Here is a 22,727-nt window from a genome sequence, read left to right on the forward strand (position 1 = left end):
AGATACGCTTAGTTGCGAACGACCTTCAATCAAAACCTTATTGATAATTGCTTGTTTTAATTCAGGAGAGTAATAACGGTTTTTCCCTTTTTTGACACTTTCTATTCCGTAGCGATCAATCAATCGGATTAAGTAATCAAGATTTGAAAGGTTCATTCCATATTTTGCTGAAAGCCGCTTTAAGCTGATTCCTTGTTTTCTTAGTTCATAGATTCGAACTTTATCCTCATAAGTTAATTTCATTTAAAAACACCCCAAAAGTTAGATTTTTTCTGTCTAACTTTTGGGGTGCGGTTCATAAAAACCTCTTTTTTATAGCTGAAATTTTATTTTTAAGGCTAGTTGTTTGGATTAATTATTTTTTACTTTGTTTTTTCTCTAATGTATGACCCAAGTCGATGATATACTGCTTCAAGGAGTCTTTGACCTGCGGATGCTTGAGGGCGTAGTCGATAGAAGTCTTCATAAAGCCGAACTTGTCGCCGACATCATAGCGATCGCCCTTGAATTCGCGAGCGAACACGCGCTGCGTCTTGTTAAGAGTATCAATCGCATCGGTCAGCTGAATCTCATTTCCAGCACCTGGCGCTTGTTTTTCCAAGATTTCAAAAATTTCTGGTGTCAGCAGGTAGCGGCCGATAATAGCCAAATCACTCGGTGCATCTTCAGGTTTTGGTTTTTCGACGAAAGTTTCCACGCTGTAGAGACCTTTGACACCTTCACCTTGAGGGGCAATCACACCATAAGAGGAAACTTCATCATGAGGGACCTGCATGACAGCGATGGTAGAAGCATGAGTAGCCTCGTAGTCATCAATCAATTGCTTGGTCAGCGGCACAGCCTTATCATTGGTGATGTCCATAAGGTCATCGCCCAGCATGACAACGAAAGGCTCGTTTCCTACGAAAGCCTTGGCTTGAAGGACAGCATCTCCCAGTCCGCGCGGATGGCTCTGACGGATGAAATGCAGACCGATACCAGTGGTTTCATCAACCAATTTGAGCAAGTCGTCTTTACCCTTTTCTTTGAGATTGTATTCTAATTCAAAGTTTGAGTCAAAGTGGTCTTCGATGGAGCGTTTTGACTTACCTGTAACAACTAGAATGTCTTCAATTCCAGATTTGAGAGCTTCCTCAACGATGAACTGGATAGTTGGCTTGTCAACAATCGGCAACATTTCCTTAGCTAGAGCTTTAGTAGCTGGCAGGAAGCGGGTTCCGAGACCAGCTGCAGGGATGACGGCTTTCTTAACTTTTGACATAATTATTTCCTTTCTATTAGAACGAAGTCCATTCGTTCTCAGCCTTGAATTCATTGTTCATGATTTCATAAATGGCTTCTTTGATATTACAGTTTTGATAAATAACCTTGTAGATAGCTTGGGTAATCGGCATATAAACATCCAGCTCCTGGGCCAGTTCATAGGCAGCCTTGGTGGTGGAAATCCCTTCGATAACCATGCCCATATTGGCTTCAATATCAGCTAATTTCTCGCCGCGTCCTAGAGCATTGCCGGCCCGCCAGTTGCGGGAGTGGACAGAGGTTCCTGTGACAATCAGGTCGCCGACACCAGATAGGCCGCTGTAAGTCAGAGGATTTGCTCCTAACTTGACACCTAGACGCGTGATTTCGGCCAGACCGCGTGTGATAATAGCTGCCTTGGCGTTATCACCATAGCCTAGTCCATGGAGAGCACCAGCTCCGACTGCGATGATGTTTTTCAGAGCGCCGGCAGTCTCCACTCCGATAACGTCGGTATTGGTGTAGAGGCGGAAGTAGTGATTGCTGAAAAGCTCTTGCACATACTTAGCTGTTTCCAGGTCCTTGGAAGCAGCGGTAATCAGGGTAATATCGCGTACAATGGTTTCCTCAGCATGACTGGGACCTGAGACAACGACAATCTCGCTGCGGAGCTCTGCAGGGATTTCTTCTTCCAGGATAGTTGAAATCCTTTCGTGGGTATTGGGCTCCAGTCCCTTGGAGGCGTGCATGATTTTTACCTTGTGGTCCAGAGCTTGAGCTACTTGTTTGGCTACCAGACGGGTTACCTTGGTCGGCACGACAAAAAGCACGGCATCCGCATCTTTTAAAGCTTCTTCTAGGTCATGATAAGCCTTGATCTTTTCATCCAGTACAATATCTTTGAAATAGCGTTTATTGGTGTGTTCGTCGTCGATTTCGTTGATTTGCTCAGCGATATTTCCCCAAATACGAACCTCATGTCCGTTGTCATTTAACACTTGTGATAAGGCCGTTCCCCAAGAACCAGGACCAATCACAGCAACTCGTTGTTTATCCATATCTTCTCCTTATGATGAAATTCCGAGTCTGAATTTAAATCGGTTTTAGAGTCTATATCTCATTTTACCATATAATATAAGAAATTTCTTGCTTGACATTGTTTTTATGTGTGATATAGTAAGGAAACTAAGTCAAATAAGAAAAAAGTAGGAGGAAGCATGTTTTTTAAAAGTCTATTACGGTATAAATGGTATGCCCTGAGTTCGCTTTTGATGACCTCGCTGATGATTGCCAGCTCTCTTTTACTGCCCTGGTTTTTAAAGCACATCTTAGATGCTCTGCAGGAGCAAAATAGCCAGACCATCTACAGTATGGGCGGCTGGCTAATTGGCATCGGTTTTGTCGGACTGGCGGCAGGAGGGATTAATGTGACCTTGGCGGCTTATATTGCCCAAGCTGTCTCATCAGATCTCCGCGAGGAGACTTTCCGCAAGATTCAGACCTTTTCTTATGCCAATATCGAGGAATTCAACGCTGGTAATCTAGTCGTGCGGATGACGAATGACATCAATCAGATTCAAAATGTAACTATGATGCTCTTTCAAATTCTTCTTCGACTGCCCATTCTTTTTATCGGATCAGTTATCTTGGCCATTGTGACCATGCCCTCTCTTTGGTGGATTATCTTCTTGCTGATTGTGCTCATAGCTGGTCTAACGGCTGTCATGATGGGGATGATGGGGCCTCGTTTTAAGAAATTCCAGACTCTTTTGGATAAGATTAATGCCATTGCCAAGGAAAATCTTCGTGGTGTGCGAGTGGTCAAGTCCTTCGTTCGGGAGGAAGACCAGTTTCATAAATTCAGTCAGGTGTCTGATGAACTTTTATCAGAGAATCTCTATATTGGCTATGCTTTTTCAATCATTGAGCCGCTGATGATGTTGGTCGGCTACAGCTCTGTTTACTTGGCTATCTGGACTCTGTCTGGCATGATTCAGGCGGAGCCAGGGCTGGTCAGCTCCATCGCTTCTTTTATCGGTTATCTAAGCCAGATTATTTTCACTATCATTATGGTTGGCTTCTTGGGAAATGGTGTGACGAGGGGGATCATTTCTATCCGTCGGATCAAGGAAGTATTGGCAACGGAGCCAGCTATGGCTTTCCCAGACTCGCCTGATGAAGAACTAGAAGGTAGCCTCAGCTTTGAGCATGTGACTTTTTCCTATCCCAACGATGACGAGCCAATGCTAAAGGATATCAGCTTTGAGGTTGAGCCGGGGCAAATGATTGGCGTTGTTGGTGCGACGGGGGCGGGTAAGTCTACCTTGGCCCAGCTGATTCCCCGTCTTTTTGATCCGCAGGAAGGTTCTGTCAAGATTGGCGGCCGGGATCTGCGAGAGCTTAGTCAGGGAACTCTTCGCAAAAATGTTTCCATCGTGCTGCAGCGGGCGATTCTATTTAGCGGAACCATTGCGGACAATCTCCGTCAGGGTAAGCTCAACGCTTCGCTGCCTGAGATGGAGCGGGCGGCTCGTATTGCCCAAGCTAGTGAATTTATCAGCCGTATGGAAGAGAGTTTTGACAGTGCAGTGGAGGAGCGTGGCAGCAACTTCTCTGGCGGTCAGAAGCAGCGGATGTCCATTGCTCGAGGTGTTGTCAACAATCCCAATATTTTGATTTTAGATGATTCGACCTCGGCCTTGGATGCCAAGTCAGAAAAGCTGGTTCAAGAAGCCTTGAACAAAGAGCTGCAAGGAACGACGACGATTATCATTGCTCAAAAGATTAGCTCTGTTGTACATGCAGATAAGATTCTGGTCTTGGATCAAGGACGGCTGATTGGTCAAGGGACACATGCGGAATTGGTCGCCACTAACGATGTTTACCGCGAAATTTACGAAACTCAGAAAGGAAAGGAGGACTAAGATGCGGACGATTGCATTTTTCTGGCAATATTTTAAGCGTTACAAATTATCCTTTGTCGTTGTCCTTTTGATGATGATAACAGCGACTGTTTTTCAGGTCCTTTTTCCGGTTTATGTCGGTCAGGCTGTTCAGCATTTGGTTGAGTTGGGACGTGCTTTTGCAGAGAAGGGTGAGACTGATCAGATTCTGTCGACTTTTGGCAGCGTCATGGGCAGTGTATTAGTGTCCTTTGTATGCCTGTCTGTTTCCAGCTTGATTTACATGCTTTTGATGACCCGAGTTATTGCCCATTCGACCAATGAGATGCGCAAGGGCCTGTTTGGCAAGCTGTCCAAGCTGACAGTTGCTTTCTTTGACCGCCATCAGGATGGAGACATTCTGTCGCGCTTTACCAGCGACTTGGACAATATCCTGCAAGCTCTAAACGAGAGCATGATTCAGGTTATGAGCAATGCCTTGCTCTATCTGGGTCTAGTGATTATCATGTTTGTCCAAAATGCTAGATTGGCCTGGATAACGGTAGCCAGCACACCGGTTGCTTTTCTTCTCCTAGTAGTCATTGTCAGGCTGGCCAGAAAGTACACCAATCTTCAGCAAAAAGAAGTCGGCCGCCTCAATGCCTATATGGACGAGACCATTTCCGGTCAGAAAGCCGTTATCGTTCAGGGGATGCAGGAGGAGGTCATCAAAGGTTTTATTGAGCAGAATGATCGAGTGCGCTCAGCAACCTTTAAAGGCCGGACATTTTCGGGGCTTCTCTTTCCTATCATGAACGGGATGAATTTGATTAATACAGCCATTGTGATTTTTGTTGGTTCGGCTGTCTTACTGAGCGACCCTAATGTCGAAACGGCTGTTGCAGTTGGCCTGATTACCACGTTTACTCAGTTTTCCCAGCAGTATTATCAGCCCATCATCCAGATTGCTGCCAGCTGGGGCAGTTTGCAGTTGGCCTTTACAGGGGCTGACCGGATTCAGGAGATGTTTGATGCACCAGAGGAAGTCCGGCCAGAGAATGCACCTGCTTTCACAGAGCTTACAGACTCCGTGGAGATCAAGCATGTGGACTTCTCTTATGTAGAAGGCAAGCCTATTCTCAAAGACGTATCTATTTTAGCCCCTAAGGGCAAGATGACGGCTGTTGTTGGCCCGACTGGATCAGGTAAGACGACCATTATGAACCTGCTTAATCGCTTTTATGATGTGGATAATGGTAGTATCAAGTTTGACGGTCGTGACATTCGAGATTATGAGCTGGATAGCCTACGGAGCCATGTGGGGATTGTCTTGCAGGATTCGGTGCTCTTTAGTGGCACGATTCGGGACAATATCCGCTTCGGTGTACCAGATGCCAGTCAGGAAATGGTCGAAACGGCTGCGCGTGCGACTCATATCCATGACTATATCGAAAGTCTGCCAGACAAATACGATACCCTGGTGGATGATGATCAAAATATCTTCTCAACTGGGCAGAAACAGTTGATTTCCATTGCTAGAACTTTGCTGACGGATCCGCAAGTCTTGATTTTGGATGAAGCGACTTCTAATGTCGATACGGTGACGGAGAGCAAGATTCAGCAAGCCATGGAAGCCGTTGTGGCTGGCCGAACTAGCTTTGTCATTGCTCACCGCCTCAAGACAATTCTCAATGCCGACCAGATTATCGTCCTCAAAGACGGAGAGGTTATCGAACAGGGCGATCATCATCAGCTCCTTAAACTCGGCGGTTTCTATTCAGAACTTTATCACAACCAGTTTGTCTTTGAGTAGATGGTTGGTTTTGCAGCTGTATAATCAGCCGGGCTTTAAAATATTAAATAGAAAAGTTAAAAAATCCAGCAGGTTTCTGTTCCTGCTGGTTTTTTAATTAACATCAAAGTAGTGATTATTTCACATGTTTAGCCAGATCTTCTTGGGCCTTTTTATTGGATTCCTCTTTTTCTTTTTTCCACTTTTCTTGGGCCTTTTGATAGTCTTTAGTTGTGACAATCTCATCACTGATTTCCACGTATTTATGATAGTTGGCGTCTTTTGTACCTGTCTGAGCATAAGAGTTAGTAAATGGCACAATCCGAGAAATGAACGGTGCTGCTCCTCTGCTGCTCATAGTTGGCACAACGAGGGCGCTATCTGTCAGCCATGCTTGAGCTGCAGCATATTTTTCATAACGCTTGTCAACATCTTGTGTTTCGTTTCCGGCTTCTTCGATCAGTTTACTATACTCATCTAGTCCTACAGCTTTAGCAGCAGCATTGTCTTTGCCTTCAAATCCAAGGTAGGTTCTGGTCTGAGTACTGTTACCTGGCACTAAAATGTCCAGGTAAGTAGATGGATCTTGGTAGTCTGGATCCCAGCCAACGAGACCGTTGATATCCCAGTCTTCCTGGCTAGCAGCTTCAGCATTGAAGGTGATGTTTAGTGCTTCGTCCTCAGCCAGCATCTGTAGATCTACAGAGACATTGTCCTTTCCTAAAGCCTCTTCTAATGACTGTTTCAGAGATTGCATGCGGTTGACGAAGTTAGTAGAATTCTGAGCGACAGGAACGTCTAGATGGATTGGGAATTGTACGCCTTCATCTGCAAGAGCCTGCTTGGCTTTGGCAAATTCCGCTTTGGCTTTGTCAGTATTGTGGAGACCGTCTTGACCGTCATCTAGCTTGATACCTTTCCACTCGTCACCATAGGAAGCCAGTGATTCTTCGACCAGAGTGCCAAATTCCTTGCCATTGGCTTGTACGAAGGTTGGCGGAACAAAGAGATTACGGACAGCTGGCTTAGCTGCATCTTCTCCGTTGACCTGAGCCGAATAGCTTTCGCGGTTAAGGGCAAAGGCTAGAGCTTGGCGGAAGTCCTTGTTCAGCAGAGCTTTTTTGGTAGCTTCTTTTTGTTCATCGCTGGTTTTAGAAGTATGGTTATAACTTTGACGGTCAATGTTAAAGCTGATTAGACCGACACCCGCTCCTGCTTCTGTCATGAAGATATTATCTTTGTATTTCTCAGCGATTGAGGAATAACTGGAAGTGGCTGGGTAGAGTCTTGCCAAACTGTAGCCGCCATCTCCAAAGGTCCGCGCTAATGAATCTTGGTCAGAACCATCGTAGTAAGACAGTTTGACACCATCAATCTTGACCTTGTCCTTATCCCAGTAGTTAGGGTTCTTCTCAAATTCGACAGAGGATTTAGAAGTAATAGACTTCATGATAAATGGACCGTTATACAGAATGGAATCTGCTTTGGTTGCCTGACCGAATTCCTTGCCTTGCTTTTCTAGGAAGGCCTCGTTGACCGGCATCATAACACCTGATGTTGTTTTAGAGTTCCAGTAGGTTTCAGGCTTGTTGAGTGTATATTGAACCGTATGATCGTCCAGTGCCTTGACTCCAACAGCTGAAAAGTCTTTGTTGGTACCGGCTGCATATTCACTCAGCCCCTTGATAGAATCTTGGATAAGAGGGAGAGCGTCTGATTTGATATCAGCAGCATGTTTGATACCTGTTACAAAGTCCTGAGCTGTGACATCTGCGTATTCTTCACCATCAGCGGTATACCACTTGGCATCTTTGCGCAGCTTATAGGTATAGACGAGACCATCTGGAGAGACTGTCCAGTCTTCTGCGATAGACGGAGCTAAGTTTCCATATTTATCATTTTCCAGCAAGCCATCTACACCATTTGTAGTCAGCTCGTGGGTAGACACCTTTGCCGACTGGATGTAGTCCAAAGTCGTTGGATCAGACGTAAAGACATAGCTGTAGATTTTTTTGCTGGATTGGGAACTTCCGCCTCCAGAGCAAGCAGTAAGTAAGCCGACAGAGAGCAGAGTGAGCCCTGCGGCAAGAAGAATATTTGATTTTCTCATAGGGACCTCCAAGTCATGAGTTTTTACACTGCTTATTATAACAAATTTCTGCCAAAAGTAAATAATTTTCTGATAATTCTGAAATGTTTTTCTAAATTTTAAAAAAGAGATTTATAGTGTTTCATATTCTGATAAAAAATTTTTATAACCAGCTTAAAAAAAATCTATTGGACGGCTTCGCGGAGGAGTGGTAAGATATACTATATCAAATAAGGAGGAATCACGGTATGTGCAGAACAATTGTTGGAATTTCAGCCAATCTTTGTCCAGTTGATGAAGCTGGAAAAAATATTCACACCTCTGTTTCACGCAAGTTTGTGGACGGCGTACGAATGGTTGGTGGCTTGCCGATGGTGATTCCCGTCGGGGATAAAAGTTTAGTTCAGGATTATGTAGAAACGATTGACAAGTTGATTTTGTCAGGCGGGCAAAATGTTCACCCGCAGTTTTATGGGGAAGAAAAGACCATTGATAGTGATGATTACAATATTGTCCGCGATGAGTTTGAGCTAGCACTTTTGAAAGAAGCTCTGCGTCAAAATAAGCCAGTCATGGCTATTTGCCGCGGTCTGCAGTTGGTAAATGTTGCTTTTGGCGGTACTCTTAATCAGCATATCGAAAATCACTGGCAAGGCTTGCCATTTGGTACTTCGCACTCCATTCGTACGGAGAAAGATAGCGTTGTGGAGCGTTTGTTCGGTCAGGCTAGCCAGATTAATTCGGTCCATCGCCAAAGCATCAAAGACTTGGCGCCTAATTTCCGCGCGACAGCTTTTGATCCCAGAGACAATACCATCGAAGCGATTGAATCGGTTGACAATCATCGTATCATAGGTCTTCAATGGCATCCGGAGTTTTTAATAAACGAAGAAAAGGGCAATTTGGAGCTATTTCAGTACCTCTTGCAAGAGCTGTAAAAAATTATTTTATTTTTTTAAGTTACTTTTAGGAAAATTTAAGATAAGTGTTCTATACTAAGACCATAAACAAAGACCTCCTAACTTTGTTTAGAAATCCTAAAACTTTTCTTTTTCATAATAATCTCCCTATAAGAACCGCCCAATTGGCGGTTTTTTTGCTTGTTTTTTGCGAATTTAGTATAATAGGGACAGCAAAAATAGAAAAGAGAAATACATGAAAATTCGCGGATTCGAGCTGGTTTCCAGCTTTACAAATGAAGATTTATTGCCAAAGAGAGAGACAGCTCACGCAGCTGGCTACGACTTGAAAGTGGCAGAGCGCACCCTCATTGCGCCAGGGGAGATTAAGCTGGTTCCGACTGGTGTCAAGGCCTATATGCAGCCGGGCGAGGTGCTTTATCTTTACGATCGCTCATCCAACCCTCGTAAAAAAGGCCTGGTTTTGATTAACTCCGTTGGGGTCATTGACGGCGACTACTATGGTAATCCTGGAAACGAAGGGCATATCTTTGCTCAGATGAAAAACATCACAGATCAGGAAGTCGTCCTTGAAGTTGGCGAACGTGTGGTTCAGGCTGTCTTTGCACCATTTTTGATTGCGGATGGAGATGAAGCGGAAGGTGTGCGGACCGGCGGATTTGGCTCGACAGGACATTAATATGAAAATCATTTTTATCCGTCACGGAGAACCAGATTATTCACTTTTGGAAGAAGCTGGTTACACTGGATTTGGACTAGATTTGGCTCCCTTGTCGGCTGCTGGTCGTCGGATGGCGACAGAGGCCGCTGCTAATCCTTTGCTGGAACAGGCGGAAATTCTGATCTCCTCTTCTGTGACGCGGGCTTTGGAGACGGCCTCCTATTTGATTCGAGACCGCCAACTGCCGCTTTTTGTGGAGCCTTTTCTACATGAATGGCAGGTATATGAAAGTGGGACAGAAAAGTTCGAGCAGGCTCGGAAGTTATTTTTTGAAAATAAAGGCTCACTTCCTTCAGGAAGTCCTGTCCGGTATGAGACAGCTGAGCAGATGAAAGCCCGCTTTTTGCATACCATAAGCAAATACAGAGACTACGAGACAGTGGGTCTTGTAGCTCATCGCATGCTCATCCGCCAGTTTGTAGCTGATCAGCAGATTGATTTTTGCCAGTTTGTTGAATGTGAACTGAAGTTTTAATGTTTCGTTGTAAAAAGAATCTTAACAAAAGGATTTAGAGATAAAAGAAAATATGAAAGAATTTAAGAACAAGGACTATGCAACAGAAATTCGTCAGAAAATTCCAGGCTATGATGTGATGCTAGATGTGATTTTCCGAGGAGTATTGCTTAGGTTAGCACCCAGTTTAAAAGTCGATAAGGTGTTAGCTTTGGCAAGCCAGACGGATGAGCTGAATGGTTTGGCATCCTTATTTCCTAAGGCCGGATTGACGGTAGTAGAGCCAAGTGAGGCGATGCTACAAGAGCTTAAAAGACAGGCTCATCTGCCTCAAGCGGAGTATCTTAATAGTCGGTTTGAAGAAGCAGTGCTGCCTTCTGCTTATCAGATTTGTTCTTGCTTGCTAGTATTGCAGTTTGTTGAAAATCCCAGCTTATTTCTTCGAAAAATTTATGATTCTTTAAGTGAAGATGGCCTTCTGATTCTTAGCTTTTTTTCCAACCAGCAACTGGGCTATTGGAAAACACTTGCTTCAGAGCTAGGAGCTAATCAGCAACAAGTTCAGCGTACTTATGAGAATCAAGCTGGTTTGATGAATTCCCTCTCGCCTCAAGAAGTTGCAGACATGCTGGAAGAGGCTGGCTTTACTAATATAGAGCAAGTGTGTCAGGTTTTATCAACTTTTGTTTGGATTATTAGAAAATAAGGAGAATCACCATCGCTAAGAAAAAAACGACCTTTGTCTGTCAAAATTGTGAATATCATTCGCCCAAGTATCTAGGCCGCTGTCCTAACTGCGGCTCTTGGTCTTCTTTTGTTGAGGAAGTAGAGGCTGCTGAGGTCAAGCATGCCCGTGTTTCCTTGACGGGCGAAAAGACTCGGCCCATGAAGCTGGCTGAGGTCACTTCTATTGATGTCAATCGGACCAAGACGGAAATGGACGAGTTCAATCGTGTGCTAGGTGGTGGCGTAGTACCTGGCAGTCTGGTCCTGATTGGCGGGGATCCTGGTATCGGGAAGTCCACCCTACTATTGCAGGTGTCCACTCAGCTTTCTCATCAGGGCACCGTCCTATATGTCAGCGGAGAGGAATCAGCTGAGCAGATTAAGTTGCGAGCGGAACGTCTCGGTGATATTGACAGTGAATTTTATCTCTACGCCGAGACCAATATGCAAAATATCCGTACAGAGATTGAGAAAAACAAGCCAGATTTTCTGATTATTGACTCTATACAGACGGTGATGTCGCCAGAGATTTCCAGTGTTCAAGGCTCTGTTTCTCAGGTTCGAGAGGTGACAGCTGAGCTCATGCAGCTGGCCAAGACCAATAATATTGCGACCTTTATCGTTGGTCACATGACCAAGGAAGGAACCTTAGCTGGTCCTCGAACTTTGGAGCACATGGTGGACACCGTGCTTTATTTTGAGGGTGAACGTCAGCATACTTTCCGTATCTTGAGAGCAGTCAAGAACCGTTTTGGCTCTACCAATGAGATTGGTATTTTTGAGATGCAATCTGGTGGGCTAGTTGAGGTTGTCAATCCAAGTGAAGTCTTTCTGGAAGAGCGTCTGGACGGCGCGACAGGATCTTCTATTGTCGTGACCATGGAAGGAACGCGGCCGATTTTGGCTGAGGTGCAGGCTTTGGTGACACCGACCATGTTTGGCAATGCCAAGCGAACCACGACCGGACTGGACTTTAACCGAGCCAGCCTCATCATGGCAGTTCTGGAAAAACGGGCAGGGCTCCTCCTGCAAAATCAAGACGCCTACCTCAAATCAGCGGGCGGCGTCAAGCTAGATGAGCCAGCCATTGATTTGGCGGTGGCGGTAGCCATTGCTTCCAGCTACAAGGATTTGTCTACAAATCCCCAAGAGTGCTTTATTGGTGAAATTGGCCTGACTGGAGAAATTCGCCGGGTTAATCGCATCGAGCAGCGCATCAACGAAGCAGCAAAGCTGGGCTTCACTAAAGTCTACGCTCCTAAAAACTCTCTGAACGGGCTCAAAGTTCCAGACAATATCCAAGTCATCGGTGTGACAACGATTGGGGAAGTCTTAAAGAAAGTATTTTCTTGATTAAAGTAGTATTGCGAAAAGTTATTGTGCGTGCTATAATATTGCTAGAAAAATTAGGATTTATCTGGAATTTCCTATAAGTTGTTTTTCCAGATTTTTTAGGAGGATAATCAACCATGGTAGATCATCGTATGAATGTTTCTATTACCAACAATGCTCAATTTCCCTTGGCGGAGATTGCCTTAGATGCATCAGAGTCTGTTCGTATTCAGACTGGGAGCATGATATATCACACCCCCAACGTTGTCTTGAATGCTAAAGTGAATGCAGAGTCTCAATCAATCTTTGGCATGGCAATCCAAGCTGTGGGCCGTTCTATGGCTTCTGGCGAAGGAGTGTTTGTCACTGAAGCAACTGCTCAATCAAATAACGGTCGTCTAGCCTTAGCACCTAATGTACCTGGTCAGATTGTTGCTCTGGAACTAGGCGAAAAGCAATACCGCCTTAATGATGGAGCTTTTCTGGCTATGGATGGTTCTGCCTCTTATACTTTGGAGAGGCAGTCGGTGGGTCGAGCTCTCTTTGGTGGCCAAGGAGGCTTTTATGTGATGAGTACCCAAGGTCAGGGGACACTCTTGGTAAATTCCTTTGGCTCGATTCAAAAGGTCGAGCTGCATAATGATAGGATAACGATTGACAATGCCCACGTAGTAGCATGGAGTCGAGAGTTGGAATATGATATTCATTTAGAAAATGGTTTCTGGCAGTCCATGGGAACTGGTGAAGGAGTGGTTAATACCTTCTATGGAACTGGCGAAATTTACATCCAAAGTCTCAATATTGAAACCTTTGCAAATGTTCTTCGTCCACATCTACACATTGATAATTCTTGAAAATTTCTAGGAGAGACTCAGGCAGTCTCTTCTTTTTTGATGCTTCAGTTTTCCTTTGTTCAAAATGTAGGAAAATGTTATAATCAAGTCATAATAAGAAGGAGGCATTTCTTATGCGATTTTCTATGGACAGTAATATGCAGTTTCCTTTGGTTGAGTTGTCGCTCAATCAGGGAGAAACCGTCTTTATCCAGCGTGGCAGCATGGTCTACCACACGCCTAACGTGACTCTGAATACCCAGCTCAATGCCAGCGGTTCTGGCTTGGGACGTTTTGTCAAGGCTGTAGGTCGGTCAATGGTTTCTGGTGAAAGTACCTTTATTACTCAGGCTGTTGCCCAGTCTGATAATGGCTACCTTGCTTTGGCGCCAGATTCTCCTGGTCAAGTCATTCCCCTTCAGCTAGGCGAAAAACAATATCGGCTTAATGACGGCGCCTTTCTGGCTCTTGATGGTACGGCTTACTATACCATGGAGCGCCAGTCTGTCGGCAAGGCTATCTTTGGCGGGCAAGGCGGTCTCTTCGTTATGACGACCCAAGGTCAAGGCACTCTTTTGGCTAATGCCTTTGGTTCTATTAAGAAAATTGAGCTTCATAACCAAGAAGTAACAATTGACAATGCCCATGTAGTAGCTTGGAGCCAGTCTTTGAATTATAATATCCATTTAGAAAATGGCTTCTGGCAGTCTATCGGAACGGGTGAAGGAGTGGTCAACACCTTCCAAGGTACTGGTGAAGTCTATGTGCAAAGTCTCAATCTTCAAACCTTTGCAGGCTCACTCAGCAAGTTTATTCCAAGAAGCTCATAAGAAATAAAACTAGGACAGAAGATCAGGCTAGATGCTGGATTTGACTGTCCTATTTTTTTGTAACAAAGTCGAGAACTGACAAATAACAGAAAAGATGGTAAGATAATATAAAATTATTTGAATATCAAAGTACCAGTAAGGGGAAAGAATGTCATATTTTGAAAACTTTATGAAGGCCAATCAAGCCTTGAAAAGGCAACGGCCGCCTTTATGATTTAGCTGTTAGCACCATCGGATGCTAACTCGTTCGTGGCATTTTTGGCGGATTAAAGAAACGTTAGGAGAATAAAGTGACAATTACTATAAAACCTTATCAGAAATTGGATAAAGAGGCTGTTTTAGAATTATCAATTCAAGCTTGGTCTCCAGTTTTTCCAAAAATGGAAAAAGGAGTTCCTAAGTTTGTTTATGATAATTTTTATCCTCAAGGGTGGGAAAAAAGGCAAATCAATGATCTAACAGCAGTCTTAAATGAAGAGAGTCAGTTTGCCTGGTTAGCTTTTCTGGAGGAAGAATTAGTCGGATGGATTCACATTCGCTTGCACCCTGAGGATAAGATGGGTGAGATTTATATCCTAGCTGTTGCTCCAAGATATCAGCGTCAAGGTATTGGAAAAGCGCTCATGACCTATGCTTGTGATCAGATTAAACAAAAAGGAATGGAAATGGTCATGGTTGAGACGGGTGGTGATCTAGGTCATGCACCGGCTCGTAAAACCTATGAGAACTTTGGTTTTGAACAATGGCCCGTTGCTCGCTACTTTAAGAAGTTATAACTCACGGCTCTTTGTCAACTGTAGTGGGTGATAAAAGCTAGCACAGAGAGCAGTTCATATAGGTTCTCTCTTTTTTGAAGTTAGGGAAGTTCTAAAGCCAAAACCTAGTATGATAAGGTTAATTCGTTTGAACATCAAATAATATAATTAGTCAGGAGTCAAAATGTCATATTTTGAAAACTTTATGAAGGCCAATAAAGCTTATGTTGATCTGCATGGGACAGCGCATTTGCCCATTAATCCCAAGACCAAGGTAGCTATCGTGACCTGTATGGACTCTAGGCTACACGTGGCTCAGGCTCTGGGACTGGCACTAGGAGATGCCCATATCTTGCGCAATGCTGGCGGTCGGGTAACAGAGGACATGATTCGCTCGCTGGTCATCTCTCAGCAGCAGCTAGGAACGCGGGAAATCGTAGTTTTGCATCATACAGACTGCGGGGCACAGACCTTTAAGAATGAGGATTTTACCGCCTATCTTCATAAAGAGCTAGGTGTCGATGTCAGCGAGCAGGACTTTTTGCCATTTACAGATGTAGAGGAAAGTGTGCGTGAGGATATGGCCTTGCTGCGGCAGTCACCACTGATCCCAGCTGATGTAGAAATCTCAGGAGCGGTTTACGATGTAGATACTGGTCGGATGACAGTTGTTGAGGAATAGTTAGGAAGTCAATTTCTTTGTCTGCGCATCAGCATTGAAATTGGCTCCTTTTTTATGTTAAAATAGAGAAACGATTTTAATTAGTTAGGACAATGTTATGATTCTTTCCATTATTTCTCAGGGATTGGTTTGGGCCGTTTTAGGTCTAGGTATTTTTATGACCTTCCGGATTCTGGGCTTTCCTGATATGACGACAGAAGGCTCCTTCCCCTTGGGCGGGGCGGTGGCTGTTACCTTGATTACCAAGGGAGTCAATCCTTTTCTGGCAACAGCAGCGGCTGTTTTAGCGGGCTGTGCAGCGGGTGCCGTTACAGGTCTGCTTTATACCAAGGGGAAAATTCCGACCTTGCTTTCTGGGATTTTGGTCATGACCTCCTGCCACTCTATCATGTTGATGCTGATGGGTCGTGCCAATCTGGGGCTTTTAGGCAGCAGTAAAATTCAGGATGTTCTGCCCTTTTCAGGAGAAGTCAATGACCTCTTGACTGGTTTGATTTTTGTCAGTCTAGTGATTGCAGCCCTGCTCTTTTTCTTGGATACCAAGCTAGGGCAGGCCTATATCGCGACTGGAGATAATCCAGACATGGCTCGCAGTTTTGGTATCAATACTGGCCGTATGGAGTTGATGGGATTGATTCTGTCAAATGGCTTGATTGCTCTGGCTGGGGCGCTGATTGCCCAGCAGGAAGGCTATGCAGATGTTTCCCGCGGGATTGGAGTGATTGTTGTCGGTTTGGCCAGTCTTATCATTGGCGAAGTGCTCTTCCAGAGTCTGACCTTGGCAGAGCGACTGATTACCATTGTGGTTGGTGCGATTGCCTATCAGTTCTTGATCTGGGGTGTCATTGCTCTCGGCTTCAATACCAACTATCTCCGTCTCTACAGCGCGGTGATTCTGGCCGTCTGTCTCATGATTCCAACCCTGAAAAATAAATTCTTTAAAGGAGCCAAGTTAAGCAAATGACAGCGATTGTAGAATTAAGAAATGCAACCAAGCTTGTAAAGAGCGGCTTTGATGAAGAAAAAATCATCCTAAATGATGTTTCTCTAGACATCCATGAGCATGATTTTATTACGATTTTAGGCGGAAACGGTGCAGGAAAGTCAACCCTGTTCAATGTCATTGCCGGAACTCTCCCTCTGACCAGCGGTAGCATTCATATCTTGGGGGAAAATGTCACTCATTTTTCACCAGAAAAGCGGGCCAAGTACTTGTCTCGTGTCTTTCAGGATCCTAAGATGGGAACGGCTCCGCGTATGACAGTGGCGGAAAATCTTCTTATCGCTAAATTCCGAGGCGAAAAGCGTGGCTTGGTGCCCCGTGGGCTCAACAGTTATAGGGAAGAGTTTCAGGCGACGATTGAGAAAATCGGCAATGGTCTGGACAAGCATCTGGATACACCGATTGAATTTCTTTCTGGCGGGCAAAGACAGGCTTTGAGCCTACTCATGGCAACGATCAAGCGTCCAGAGCTTTTGCTTCTGGATGAGCATACTGCGGCGCTGGATCCTAAGACCAGTGTAGCCTTGATGGAGCTGACCAATGAGTTTGTCAATCGTGACCGCCTCACAGCCCTCATGATTACCCATCACATGGAGGATGCCCTAAAATACGGCAACCGACTAATCGTTATGAAAGATGGGCAGATTATTCAGGACTTAAACAAAGACGAGAAAGCCAAGATGACCATTGCAGATTACTATGGCTTGTTTGAATAGGCTTGCTCAGAGTTTTGTAAAACCAAGAGAAAGAATATGTACTAAATAATGTACTGCTTCCACAAAGTTAGACAATTAATGTTCAAAAGGCTCAGGTTCTCTGTTAAATAGGGCTATGTCCTTTTTCTTCAAATTGCCCTCATAAATGAATAAAAACCGCTAGATTGCGGTTTTTTGTTATAAAAATAGTCTAAATTACTCATCTAAGCGAATAAACATCATTGCGTTAAGTAAGGAGATGAGTGCGACCGTATTAATATTATTGGAATAGATCAGTCTCTTGTTCTCAATGGGTGGAATAATAAAATTAGAAATGATGATATCGTAAGGTGATTCTTTTAAAGAATCGATTGATAGTTCTAATTTATTCCAAACTTCAAGTTCAAAATTGTTGCTGCAATAATAAGAAAGTGTCTCTGCTACTGATCTTGCATGATACTGATCAAAATTACTCATGACCAGAACCTTTAATTTAGGCTGATTTTGTAAAAGATTCAGCACTAAATGTTTGCTGTGAGTGATAAAAGTATAGGATAGATGGTTGATTTTCGTTGGTGTGCTATAGATACCCAATGTCCCTAGGTAATGTTCAATCCCTTTTTTAATATCTGAAACAAATTGAGGGAAAATATTTTGAAAGTTCTTGATTGTATTCCCTTTTTGATCAAACAGAATAAATTCTGTAGATAGTTCCTGGCGGTGCAGATGTGCTGTATTATGCAAATGCCAAATAAGATTGTCCTTATTGTCTATTTTTAGATTATATTTGCTTTCTATCTGATCAATTAAATCACTTAATAATTTATACGAATTTTTTACATAGCTGTCTGTTTTTGCGCAGCTCATAAATAGATTTTCATCAATGAAAAACATTTTTTGAAAATAGGAGACAAATAGTTGGCCTATCACTTCTTTATTCAAAGAGATATGATATTCAGAATCAAAGCTCGCTACAATGTCTTCGATTCCTTCTGCCTGCATGAAAGATTCTAACAATTGATTGTTAAAAGAATCTTTCTCAACTTCCAAGAAATGACCAAACTTTATTCGATATAAATTTGTAACTAGGAGCAATTTTAACATTCTTTGAGTTGCGAAATTGATAGGAAATGCAGTTTCTTTATAGACCAGTGCTAACAGCTTACACAAAGGTTCTACTGAAAAATCTGTAAAGGGCCATTCAAGAAAATAATATTTTTCCGAAAAATATTGTGCAAAAAAATAACGGATATCAATCTCATCTCCAATAATCCGAGCAGGATTGAGACTAATTTTGAAATTATATTGTTTTTTTATAATTTTGTTAATATGACTGATTATACGATAGAGTGAGGAAGAGCTTATATAAAACTCTTTACAAAGACTCTCAGTTTCATATCCTTCGTTAAAGAAGATGAATTCTAAAATTGAAAAATGGGTTGAATGTTTAAAAAAATGGTGATAGACCATCTCAATATCACTATCATCGGTATTAATGATACGTATACCATTAGTGGACGAGTGAAAAATCAATTGAGGAAACGCAGACTTGACATGGGATAAATCATCTTTTACTGAACGTTCTGTACAATTCAATAGTTCAGCCAGTTCAGAAATATGAAACCAGCGTTTGTTTTTAAATAGTAGTTCTAATAGTTCTAATTGCCTGTGGCTCTTTTTAGACAGTAATTCTCGCATTAAAATATTATCTTTCTTTATATAGTGTTTTTATTATCAGGCAATTATACCATATTTTATGCATTTAACCTCGTTTAACAACTCTAAAATATATCTAAAAATGCTGATAAAAGCCTATAGAACAAGGAATTCTTATCTTTGCGTATCTATAGTGCAGATAAACGGAAAGAAAACTAAGTTGAATTATTATGTTTCCAAGTTGGAAAATTATATAATTATGTTAATCAAAAAATAATAGTAAAAAATATTATTAAACAATTTTGATTTAGAAAAAATTAGAAAGGAGAATCAATATGCTTTGGTCTATTATTGTTGGAGGTGTTATTGGTCTTATTGCTGGATCAATTACTAAAAAAGGCGGCTCAATGGGTGTTATTGCAAACGTTGTTGCAGGTTTAGTTGGTTCTGCTGTCGGTCAGTCACTTTTGGGAACTTGGGGTCCTAGTTTGGCTGGTATGGCCTTGCTTCCTTCTATCATTGGTGCAGTTATTGTGGTAGCTGTTGTATCATTTTTTGTAGGTAAAAAGGCATAAATTGTCTTTTTACTTTCAAAATACAATTTAAAATTTAATGATGTGAGGATTCAATATGTCAAAATCAAGAAAAATACTTTCCCTTATTTTCTGTATTTTAATCTTGACAATTTTGATTCCTGTTTTGCTAGACTTTCATAAAGTCAGCGGTCTGGGGCTCCAGTTATTTAGCTGGAAGTTATTCACTTGGAAGCAGATTCCTTTTGTGGGCTACTATCTTTCTAGGTATGTTTTCTGGGGCACTATGGTTTTAGTAAGCTTAATCTTACTACTGATGTTAGTGATAGTTTTTTATCCTAAGAGACGTTTGGAAATTCAGCTAGCTGATGCGGATGGGAAACTGATGCTGAAAAATTCAGCCATTGAAGGGTTTGTTCGTAGTCTGTTAACAGAACACAGTTTAATTAAAGATCCTGCAGTTTCAGTAAATAGCCGTAAAAACAAATGCATGGTTTCTGTTAAAGGGGCAATCGTTCCTTCGGAAAACATCATCAAGAGAAGTCAGTTGATTCAAGAAGAAATTGCGTCTGGATTGACAGAATTCTTCGGAATCAATCATAATGTCAAGCTTAAAATTTCTGTCTCAGACTTCAAGCCAAAAGAAGCGGCTAAAAAAACTACTAGTCGTGTAAAGTAAGGAAGTAAAAAATGGAATGGTTTAAAAAATATCAATATCCAATCTTGTCTGGATTAGCAGGCATTATTCTAGCGTGTTTTATCCTATCCTTTGGCTTCTTTAAGACTCTATTTGTCTTGATTTGCGCTACTCTAGGGGCAGGAATCGGATATTATATTCAAAAAAATAATATATTTAAATAAAAATAAAGGAGTTTAACATGTCAAATAAAGATGTTAAAGATGTTGCTAAAAAAGAAGTTGCTCAAGCAGCTCACGAAGTAAAAGGTGAATTGACTTACGATGATAAGGTCATTCAAAAAATTATCGGTCTCTCTTTAGAGAAAGTTTCAGGTTTGCTGGCTGTTGACGGCGGCTTCTTCTCTAACATAAAAGATAAATTGGTCAACTCTGACAATGTCACTCATGGTGTCAATGTTGAAGTTGGTAAAGAACAAGTAGCTGTTGACTTGAATGTGGTTGCGGAATATCAAAAGAATGTTCCTGCTTTATACAAAGAAATCAAGAAAGTTGTTGTAGAAGAAGTTTCTAAGATGACTGATTTGGAAGTTGTTGAAGTAAATGTCAATGTTGTTGATATTAAAACAAAAGAACAACACGAAGCGGATTCAGTAAGCCTTCAAGACCGAGTGACAGATGTTGCTGAATCAACAGGCGAATTTGCTTCAGAGCAGTTCGAAAAAGCAAAATCTGGCATTAGCGGTGGTTTCTCAGCTGTTCAAGAAAAAGTTGGCGATGGTGTAGAGGCTGTTAAAGACGCTGCATCAAATGAAAAAGCTCGCGTTCGTTAATTCTCTAAATAAGATTAGGAATTCTTATATTCTTTCATTGCTTTAAAAATTGAAACTAATAACGGAGGTATCAATTATGTCTACAGAAGAAAAATTCAACCAAGCTAAAGGTTCTATTAAAGAAGGCCTTGGCAAATTAACTGGTGATAAAAAAACAGAAAAAGAAGGAGCTGCTGAAAAAGTAGTTTCTAAAGTTAAAGAAGTTGCAGTAGATGCCAAAGATGCTGTTGAAGGCGCAATCGAAGGCGTTAAAAATATGGTTAAAAAAGACGATAAATAAAACTAATAGTTGATTTTCCTTATAAAAAGTCTTTGTTAGCTATAGTCACTGATAAAAATTATCTAGAGTTTAAAGGAGATCATTTTAAGGTCTCCTTTCTTTTTTTGCTTGACTTCTTTTTAGCTAAAAAGTTTTTTAATTTCTTGGGTGTAAACGCTTGCAAAAAACTGAGTAGAGTACTATAATAGAGTTAAGGAAATAGGAAGAAAGGAAACCAAATTCATTCGCTTTTAAGTTTACTTTGTTGGTATAGTTGTTTGTAATACATAAGTAGTTGCTTTACTTGACATATTGGTTGAATTGTCAGACAGGCCTGCTTAGCTTGCCTGATTGTAACGATAGTATAGAAAGTAGAAGCTTTTAGATGGTTTTCAAACTTCGAGAATTCAATCAATAGTCCTTTATTATGTTATAGAGATTTCTAATGCTAAGATAAAAAGAAAATCATTAGCGGTTGAAGGAATTAAAAGTTTATAAAAAATAATAAAAACAATAAATCAAAAAATTGTTATTCAGTTACATCTTGGATGAACTGATTGCTCTCATACCAGCGAAGTAAACCAGACCTCTAGCCGAGTAAAGCTAGAGGTTGTTTTTTGCTACGATTGGCATGCCGTGTATCTGGGATGAAAGCCCTCTGGGGGCTGTTTTCTTATACTTTGCAAGTATAAGATACCGTTGACAAGAAAGGGTTTTCGATATATATTTATATTAGGAATGATGATTGGAAAACAATTAGCAGTTAGAAGAGAGGTTGTTATAGGAGCTGTTTTTTTAGCGTCATCATTGCTTTTCATTATTAGGAAGGTATGATTATGCCGATTATAAGAAAAGTTCAAGTGTATCTTTTGCTTCTGTTTTTCTCTTTGAGCGGTGTCTTGCCAAGTCAGATTGTCTTTGCGGAGCAGTCGCAGAATGGTGTCTAAAGATTTGATTGACAAATACCGCTGGATTTCGCTGATTCAGTACAATGGCATGCGGGTCAGCAAGCGGATGCTCCGATACTATGGTGTTGACTGGTGATAAGCAATTTGCAAGACCAAGTGAGCCAATAAAAGGTGAGAAACCCGAATATCATACAGCTTGATATTCGGGTTTTTGGAAAGGTAAAGAGAAAATGAAGCTGAAAAAAGAAAAATGTCGGCACCAGCTGTTTGACTATGAGGCCGACTATGTCATCTGCCCGGCTTGCGGTGAGCCTATTGCGGAGAATATACCGAATAATCCCAATTTCAAGCTGCAGATGATTCGGCGGAGTCGGAAGTATAAAAGATTTTTAAGGTGGAAAAAAGGTTATTTCTTTTTCTTGTTTTTAATATTATTTTTAATGTTATTCATTATCTTCAATTATCAATTCTTGGATAGTTTAGTGATTAAAAGCTACGGGATTACAGGTATTGATTCTTTTGAGCCTATTCTCAAATGGAGCTTCTATCCCTTCAAAGATGTTGTAGAGACAGCGGCCGTCCTCACTTTTATTCTTGCAGGACCTCAGCTTGATAGACGAGAATGGCTGAGACGCTGGCATCTTCAAAAGCATGCATATTACTATTTGGCATCCTATCTGTATCCAGTAATCAGAGTAGCAAATTATATTCTTTTAATTTATCTAGGCAGTGAATTTTGGAGTAAGCTTATTTATTTAGAAGAGATGGACTTGTTGAATTATCACTTAGGTGGTCAGGAACTGATTTACGCTAGCGTGGTCTATGCTAAGGAAAATCTTCGCGGCCTCTACATTGTGCTGGGTCTTAATTTTCTTGCAGACTGCTGGCTCTTTTTCTACCAGCGCTTGGCTATATGGGCGAATCGTTTTTAGGATTTACGAAAGAG

At 41.9% G+C, this 22,727-nt stretch carries 23 protein-coding genes and 3 pseudogenes; 21 read left to right on the top strand and 5 right to left on the bottom strand.

Translation table 11 applies throughout. From position 1 onward, the window contains the following. From K1I80_RS06250 to K1I80_RS06260, 3 genes and pseudogenes are all read right to left on the bottom strand, one after another. A pseudogene (locus K1I80_RS06250) lies at window positions 1-243 on the bottom strand (IS3 family transposase); the annotation flags it as partial. A 112-nt stretch (window positions 244-355) separates the two neighbouring features. Continuing rightward, a complete protein-coding gene (galU, locus tag K1I80_RS06255) occupies window positions 356-1,261 on the bottom strand; it encodes a UTP--glucose-1-phosphate uridylyltransferase GalU (RefSeq protein WP_002893959.1) in 906 nt (301 codons plus the stop codon). A gap of 16 nt (window positions 1,262-1,277) precedes the next feature. Then, entirely contained in the window at window positions 1,278-2,300 is a 1,023-nt protein-coding gene (locus K1I80_RS06260; protein WP_223313746.1) for an NAD(P)H-dependent glycerol-3-phosphate dehydrogenase, read from the bottom strand. Window positions 2,301-2,459: 159 nt separating this feature from the next. Here K1I80_RS06260 and K1I80_RS06265 point away from each other — a divergent pair, with 159 nt between their 5' ends. From K1I80_RS06265 to K1I80_RS12125, 4 genes and pseudogenes are all read left to right on the top strand, one after another. Further along, on the top strand, window positions 2,460-4,166 hold the full coding sequence (locus K1I80_RS06265) for an ABC transporter ATP-binding protein (protein WP_223324326.1): 1,707 nt from the start codon (window positions 2,460-2,462) through the stop codon (window positions 4,164-4,166). A gap of 1 nt (window position 4,167) precedes the next feature. Continuing rightward, window positions 4,168-4,306, top strand: a pseudogene (locus K1I80_RS12115) (ABC transporter ATP-binding protein); the annotation flags it as partial. Next, a pseudogene (locus K1I80_RS12120) lies at window positions 4,285-5,013 on the top strand (ABC transporter permease); the annotation flags it as partial. The pseudogenes K1I80_RS12115 and K1I80_RS12120, both read left to right, overlap by 22 nt. A 135-nt stretch (window positions 5,014-5,148) precedes the next feature. After that, complete coding sequence (locus K1I80_RS12125) at window positions 5,149-5,937, top strand: ABC transporter ATP-binding protein (protein WP_398578176.1); 789 nt, start codon at window positions 5,149-5,151, stop codon at window positions 5,935-5,937. A 115-nt stretch (window positions 5,938-6,052) separates the two neighbouring features. Here K1I80_RS12125 and K1I80_RS06275 read toward each other — a convergent pair whose 3' ends face one another. Then, a complete protein-coding gene (locus tag K1I80_RS06275; protein ID WP_223324324.1) occupies window positions 6,053-8,026 on the bottom strand; it encodes a peptide ABC transporter substrate-binding protein in 1,974 nt (657 codons plus the stop codon). A gap of 227 nt (window positions 8,027-8,253) precedes the next feature. Between K1I80_RS06275 and K1I80_RS06280 the strand changes: the two genes are divergently transcribed. The 11 genes from K1I80_RS06280 to K1I80_RS06330 all read left to right on the top strand — a co-directional run bounded on the left by K1I80_RS06280 (window position 8,254) and on the right by K1I80_RS06330 (window position 16,977). Further along, a complete protein-coding gene (locus K1I80_RS06280; protein ID WP_002893948.1) occupies window positions 8,254-8,943 on the top strand; it encodes a gamma-glutamyl-gamma-aminobutyrate hydrolase family protein in 690 nt (229 codons plus the stop codon). A 217-nt stretch (window positions 8,944-9,160) separates the two neighbouring features. Next, complete coding sequence (locus tag K1I80_RS06285) at window positions 9,161-9,604, top strand: dUTP diphosphatase (protein WP_002899178.1); 444 nt, start codon at window positions 9,161-9,163, stop codon at window positions 9,602-9,604. A 1-nt stretch (window position 9,605) separates the two neighbouring features. After that, complete coding sequence (locus K1I80_RS06290; RefSeq protein ID WP_223312099.1) at window positions 9,606-10,121, top strand: histidine phosphatase family protein; 516 nt, start codon at window positions 9,606-9,608, stop codon at window positions 10,119-10,121. Between the two features lie 52 nt (window positions 10,122-10,173). Further along, window positions 10,174-10,806, top strand: a complete 633-nt coding sequence (locus K1I80_RS06295) for a methyltransferase domain-containing protein (protein WP_002911546.1) — start codon at window positions 10,174-10,176, stop codon at window positions 10,804-10,806. Between the two features lie 5 nt (window positions 10,807-10,811). Continuing rightward, window positions 10,812-12,179 (top strand): DNA repair protein RadA, encoded by a 1,368-nt coding sequence (gene radA, locus K1I80_RS06300; RefSeq protein WP_223313862.1) that lies wholly within the window; start codon window positions 10,812-10,814, stop codon window positions 12,177-12,179. A gap of 116 nt (window positions 12,180-12,295) precedes the next feature. Then, the gene (locus tag K1I80_RS06305) at window positions 12,296-13,012 is read left to right on the top strand and encodes a TIGR00266 family protein (protein ID WP_223313750.1); all 717 of its coding nucleotides are present in this window, start codon (window positions 12,296-12,298) and stop codon (window positions 13,010-13,012) included. A 113-nt stretch (window positions 13,013-13,125) separates the two neighbouring features. After that, window positions 13,126-13,821 carry a TIGR00266 family protein gene (locus tag K1I80_RS06310; RefSeq protein WP_002908599.1) on the top strand — a complete coding sequence of 232 codons (696 nt, stop codon included), beginning with the start codon at window positions 13,126-13,128 and terminating at the stop codon, window positions 13,819-13,821. Between the two features lie 290 nt (window positions 13,822-14,111). Then, entirely contained in the window at window positions 14,112-14,597 is a 486-nt protein-coding gene (locus K1I80_RS06315; protein WP_002893940.1) for a GNAT family N-acetyltransferase, read from the top strand. 163 nt (window positions 14,598-14,760) lie between these two features. Continuing rightward, the gene (locus K1I80_RS06320) at window positions 14,761-15,258 is read left to right on the top strand and encodes a beta-class carbonic anhydrase (protein ID WP_223313751.1); all 498 of its coding nucleotides are present in this window, start codon (window positions 14,761-14,763) and stop codon (window positions 15,256-15,258) included. Between the two features lie 97 nt (window positions 15,259-15,355). Then, complete coding sequence (locus K1I80_RS06325; RefSeq protein WP_002928137.1) at window positions 15,356-16,222, top strand: ABC transporter permease; 867 nt, start codon at window positions 15,356-15,358, stop codon at window positions 16,220-16,222. Further along, complete coding sequence (locus tag K1I80_RS06330; RefSeq protein WP_223313752.1) at window positions 16,219-16,977, top strand: ABC transporter ATP-binding protein; 759 nt, start codon at window positions 16,219-16,221, stop codon at window positions 16,975-16,977. Before K1I80_RS06325 ends, K1I80_RS06330 begins: the two co-directional genes overlap by 4 nt. A 195-nt stretch (window positions 16,978-17,172) precedes the next feature. On the opposite strand, the gene K1I80_RS06335 is transcribed toward K1I80_RS06330, so the two are convergent. Next, window positions 17,173-18,654: a M protein trans-acting positive regulator PRD domain-containing protein gene (locus K1I80_RS06335; RefSeq protein ID WP_223313753.1), complete on the bottom strand. Its 1,482-nt coding sequence runs from the start codon at window positions 18,652-18,654 to the stop codon at window positions 17,173-17,175. A 293-nt stretch (window positions 18,655-18,947) separates the two neighbouring features. On the opposite strand from K1I80_RS06335, the gene K1I80_RS06340 reads away from it, so the two are divergent. From K1I80_RS06340 to K1I80_RS06365, 6 genes are all read left to right on the top strand, one after another. Further along, entirely contained in the window at window positions 18,948-19,187 is a 240-nt protein-coding gene (locus tag K1I80_RS06340) for a GlsB/YeaQ/YmgE family stress response membrane protein (protein WP_002899160.1), read from the top strand. A 55-nt stretch (window positions 19,188-19,242) separates the two neighbouring features. Beyond that, window positions 19,243-19,824 carry an alkaline shock response membrane anchor protein AmaP gene (amaP, locus tag K1I80_RS06345; protein ID WP_223313754.1) on the top strand — a complete coding sequence of 194 codons (582 nt, stop codon included), beginning with the start codon at window positions 19,243-19,245 and terminating at the stop codon, window positions 19,822-19,824. Between the two features lie 11 nt (window positions 19,825-19,835). Continuing rightward, window positions 19,836-20,006, top strand: a complete 171-nt coding sequence (locus tag K1I80_RS06350; RefSeq protein WP_002905455.1) for a DUF2273 domain-containing protein — start codon at window positions 19,836-19,838, stop codon at window positions 20,004-20,006. Window positions 20,007-20,023: 17 nt separating this feature from the next. After that, on the top strand, window positions 20,024-20,614 hold the full coding sequence (locus tag K1I80_RS06355) for an Asp23/Gls24 family envelope stress response protein (protein WP_002907890.1): 591 nt from the start codon (window positions 20,024-20,026) through the stop codon (window positions 20,612-20,614). Window positions 20,615-20,690: 76 nt separating this feature from the next. Further along, a complete protein-coding gene (locus K1I80_RS06360) occupies window positions 20,691-20,894 on the top strand; it encodes a CsbD family protein (protein ID WP_009660108.1) in 204 nt (67 codons plus the stop codon). Between the two features lie 1,117 nt (window positions 20,895-22,011). Beyond that, complete coding sequence (locus K1I80_RS06365) at window positions 22,012-22,713, top strand: hypothetical protein (RefSeq protein WP_223313755.1); 702 nt, start codon at window positions 22,012-22,014, stop codon at window positions 22,711-22,713. The last annotated feature ends 14 nt before the right edge of the window (window positions 22,714-22,727 follow it).

Origin of the sequence: Streptococcus sanguinis (assembly GCF_019929225.1) — a bacterium.
GTDB lineage: Bacteria > Bacillota > Bacilli > Lactobacillales > Streptococcaceae > Streptococcus > Streptococcus sanguinis_J.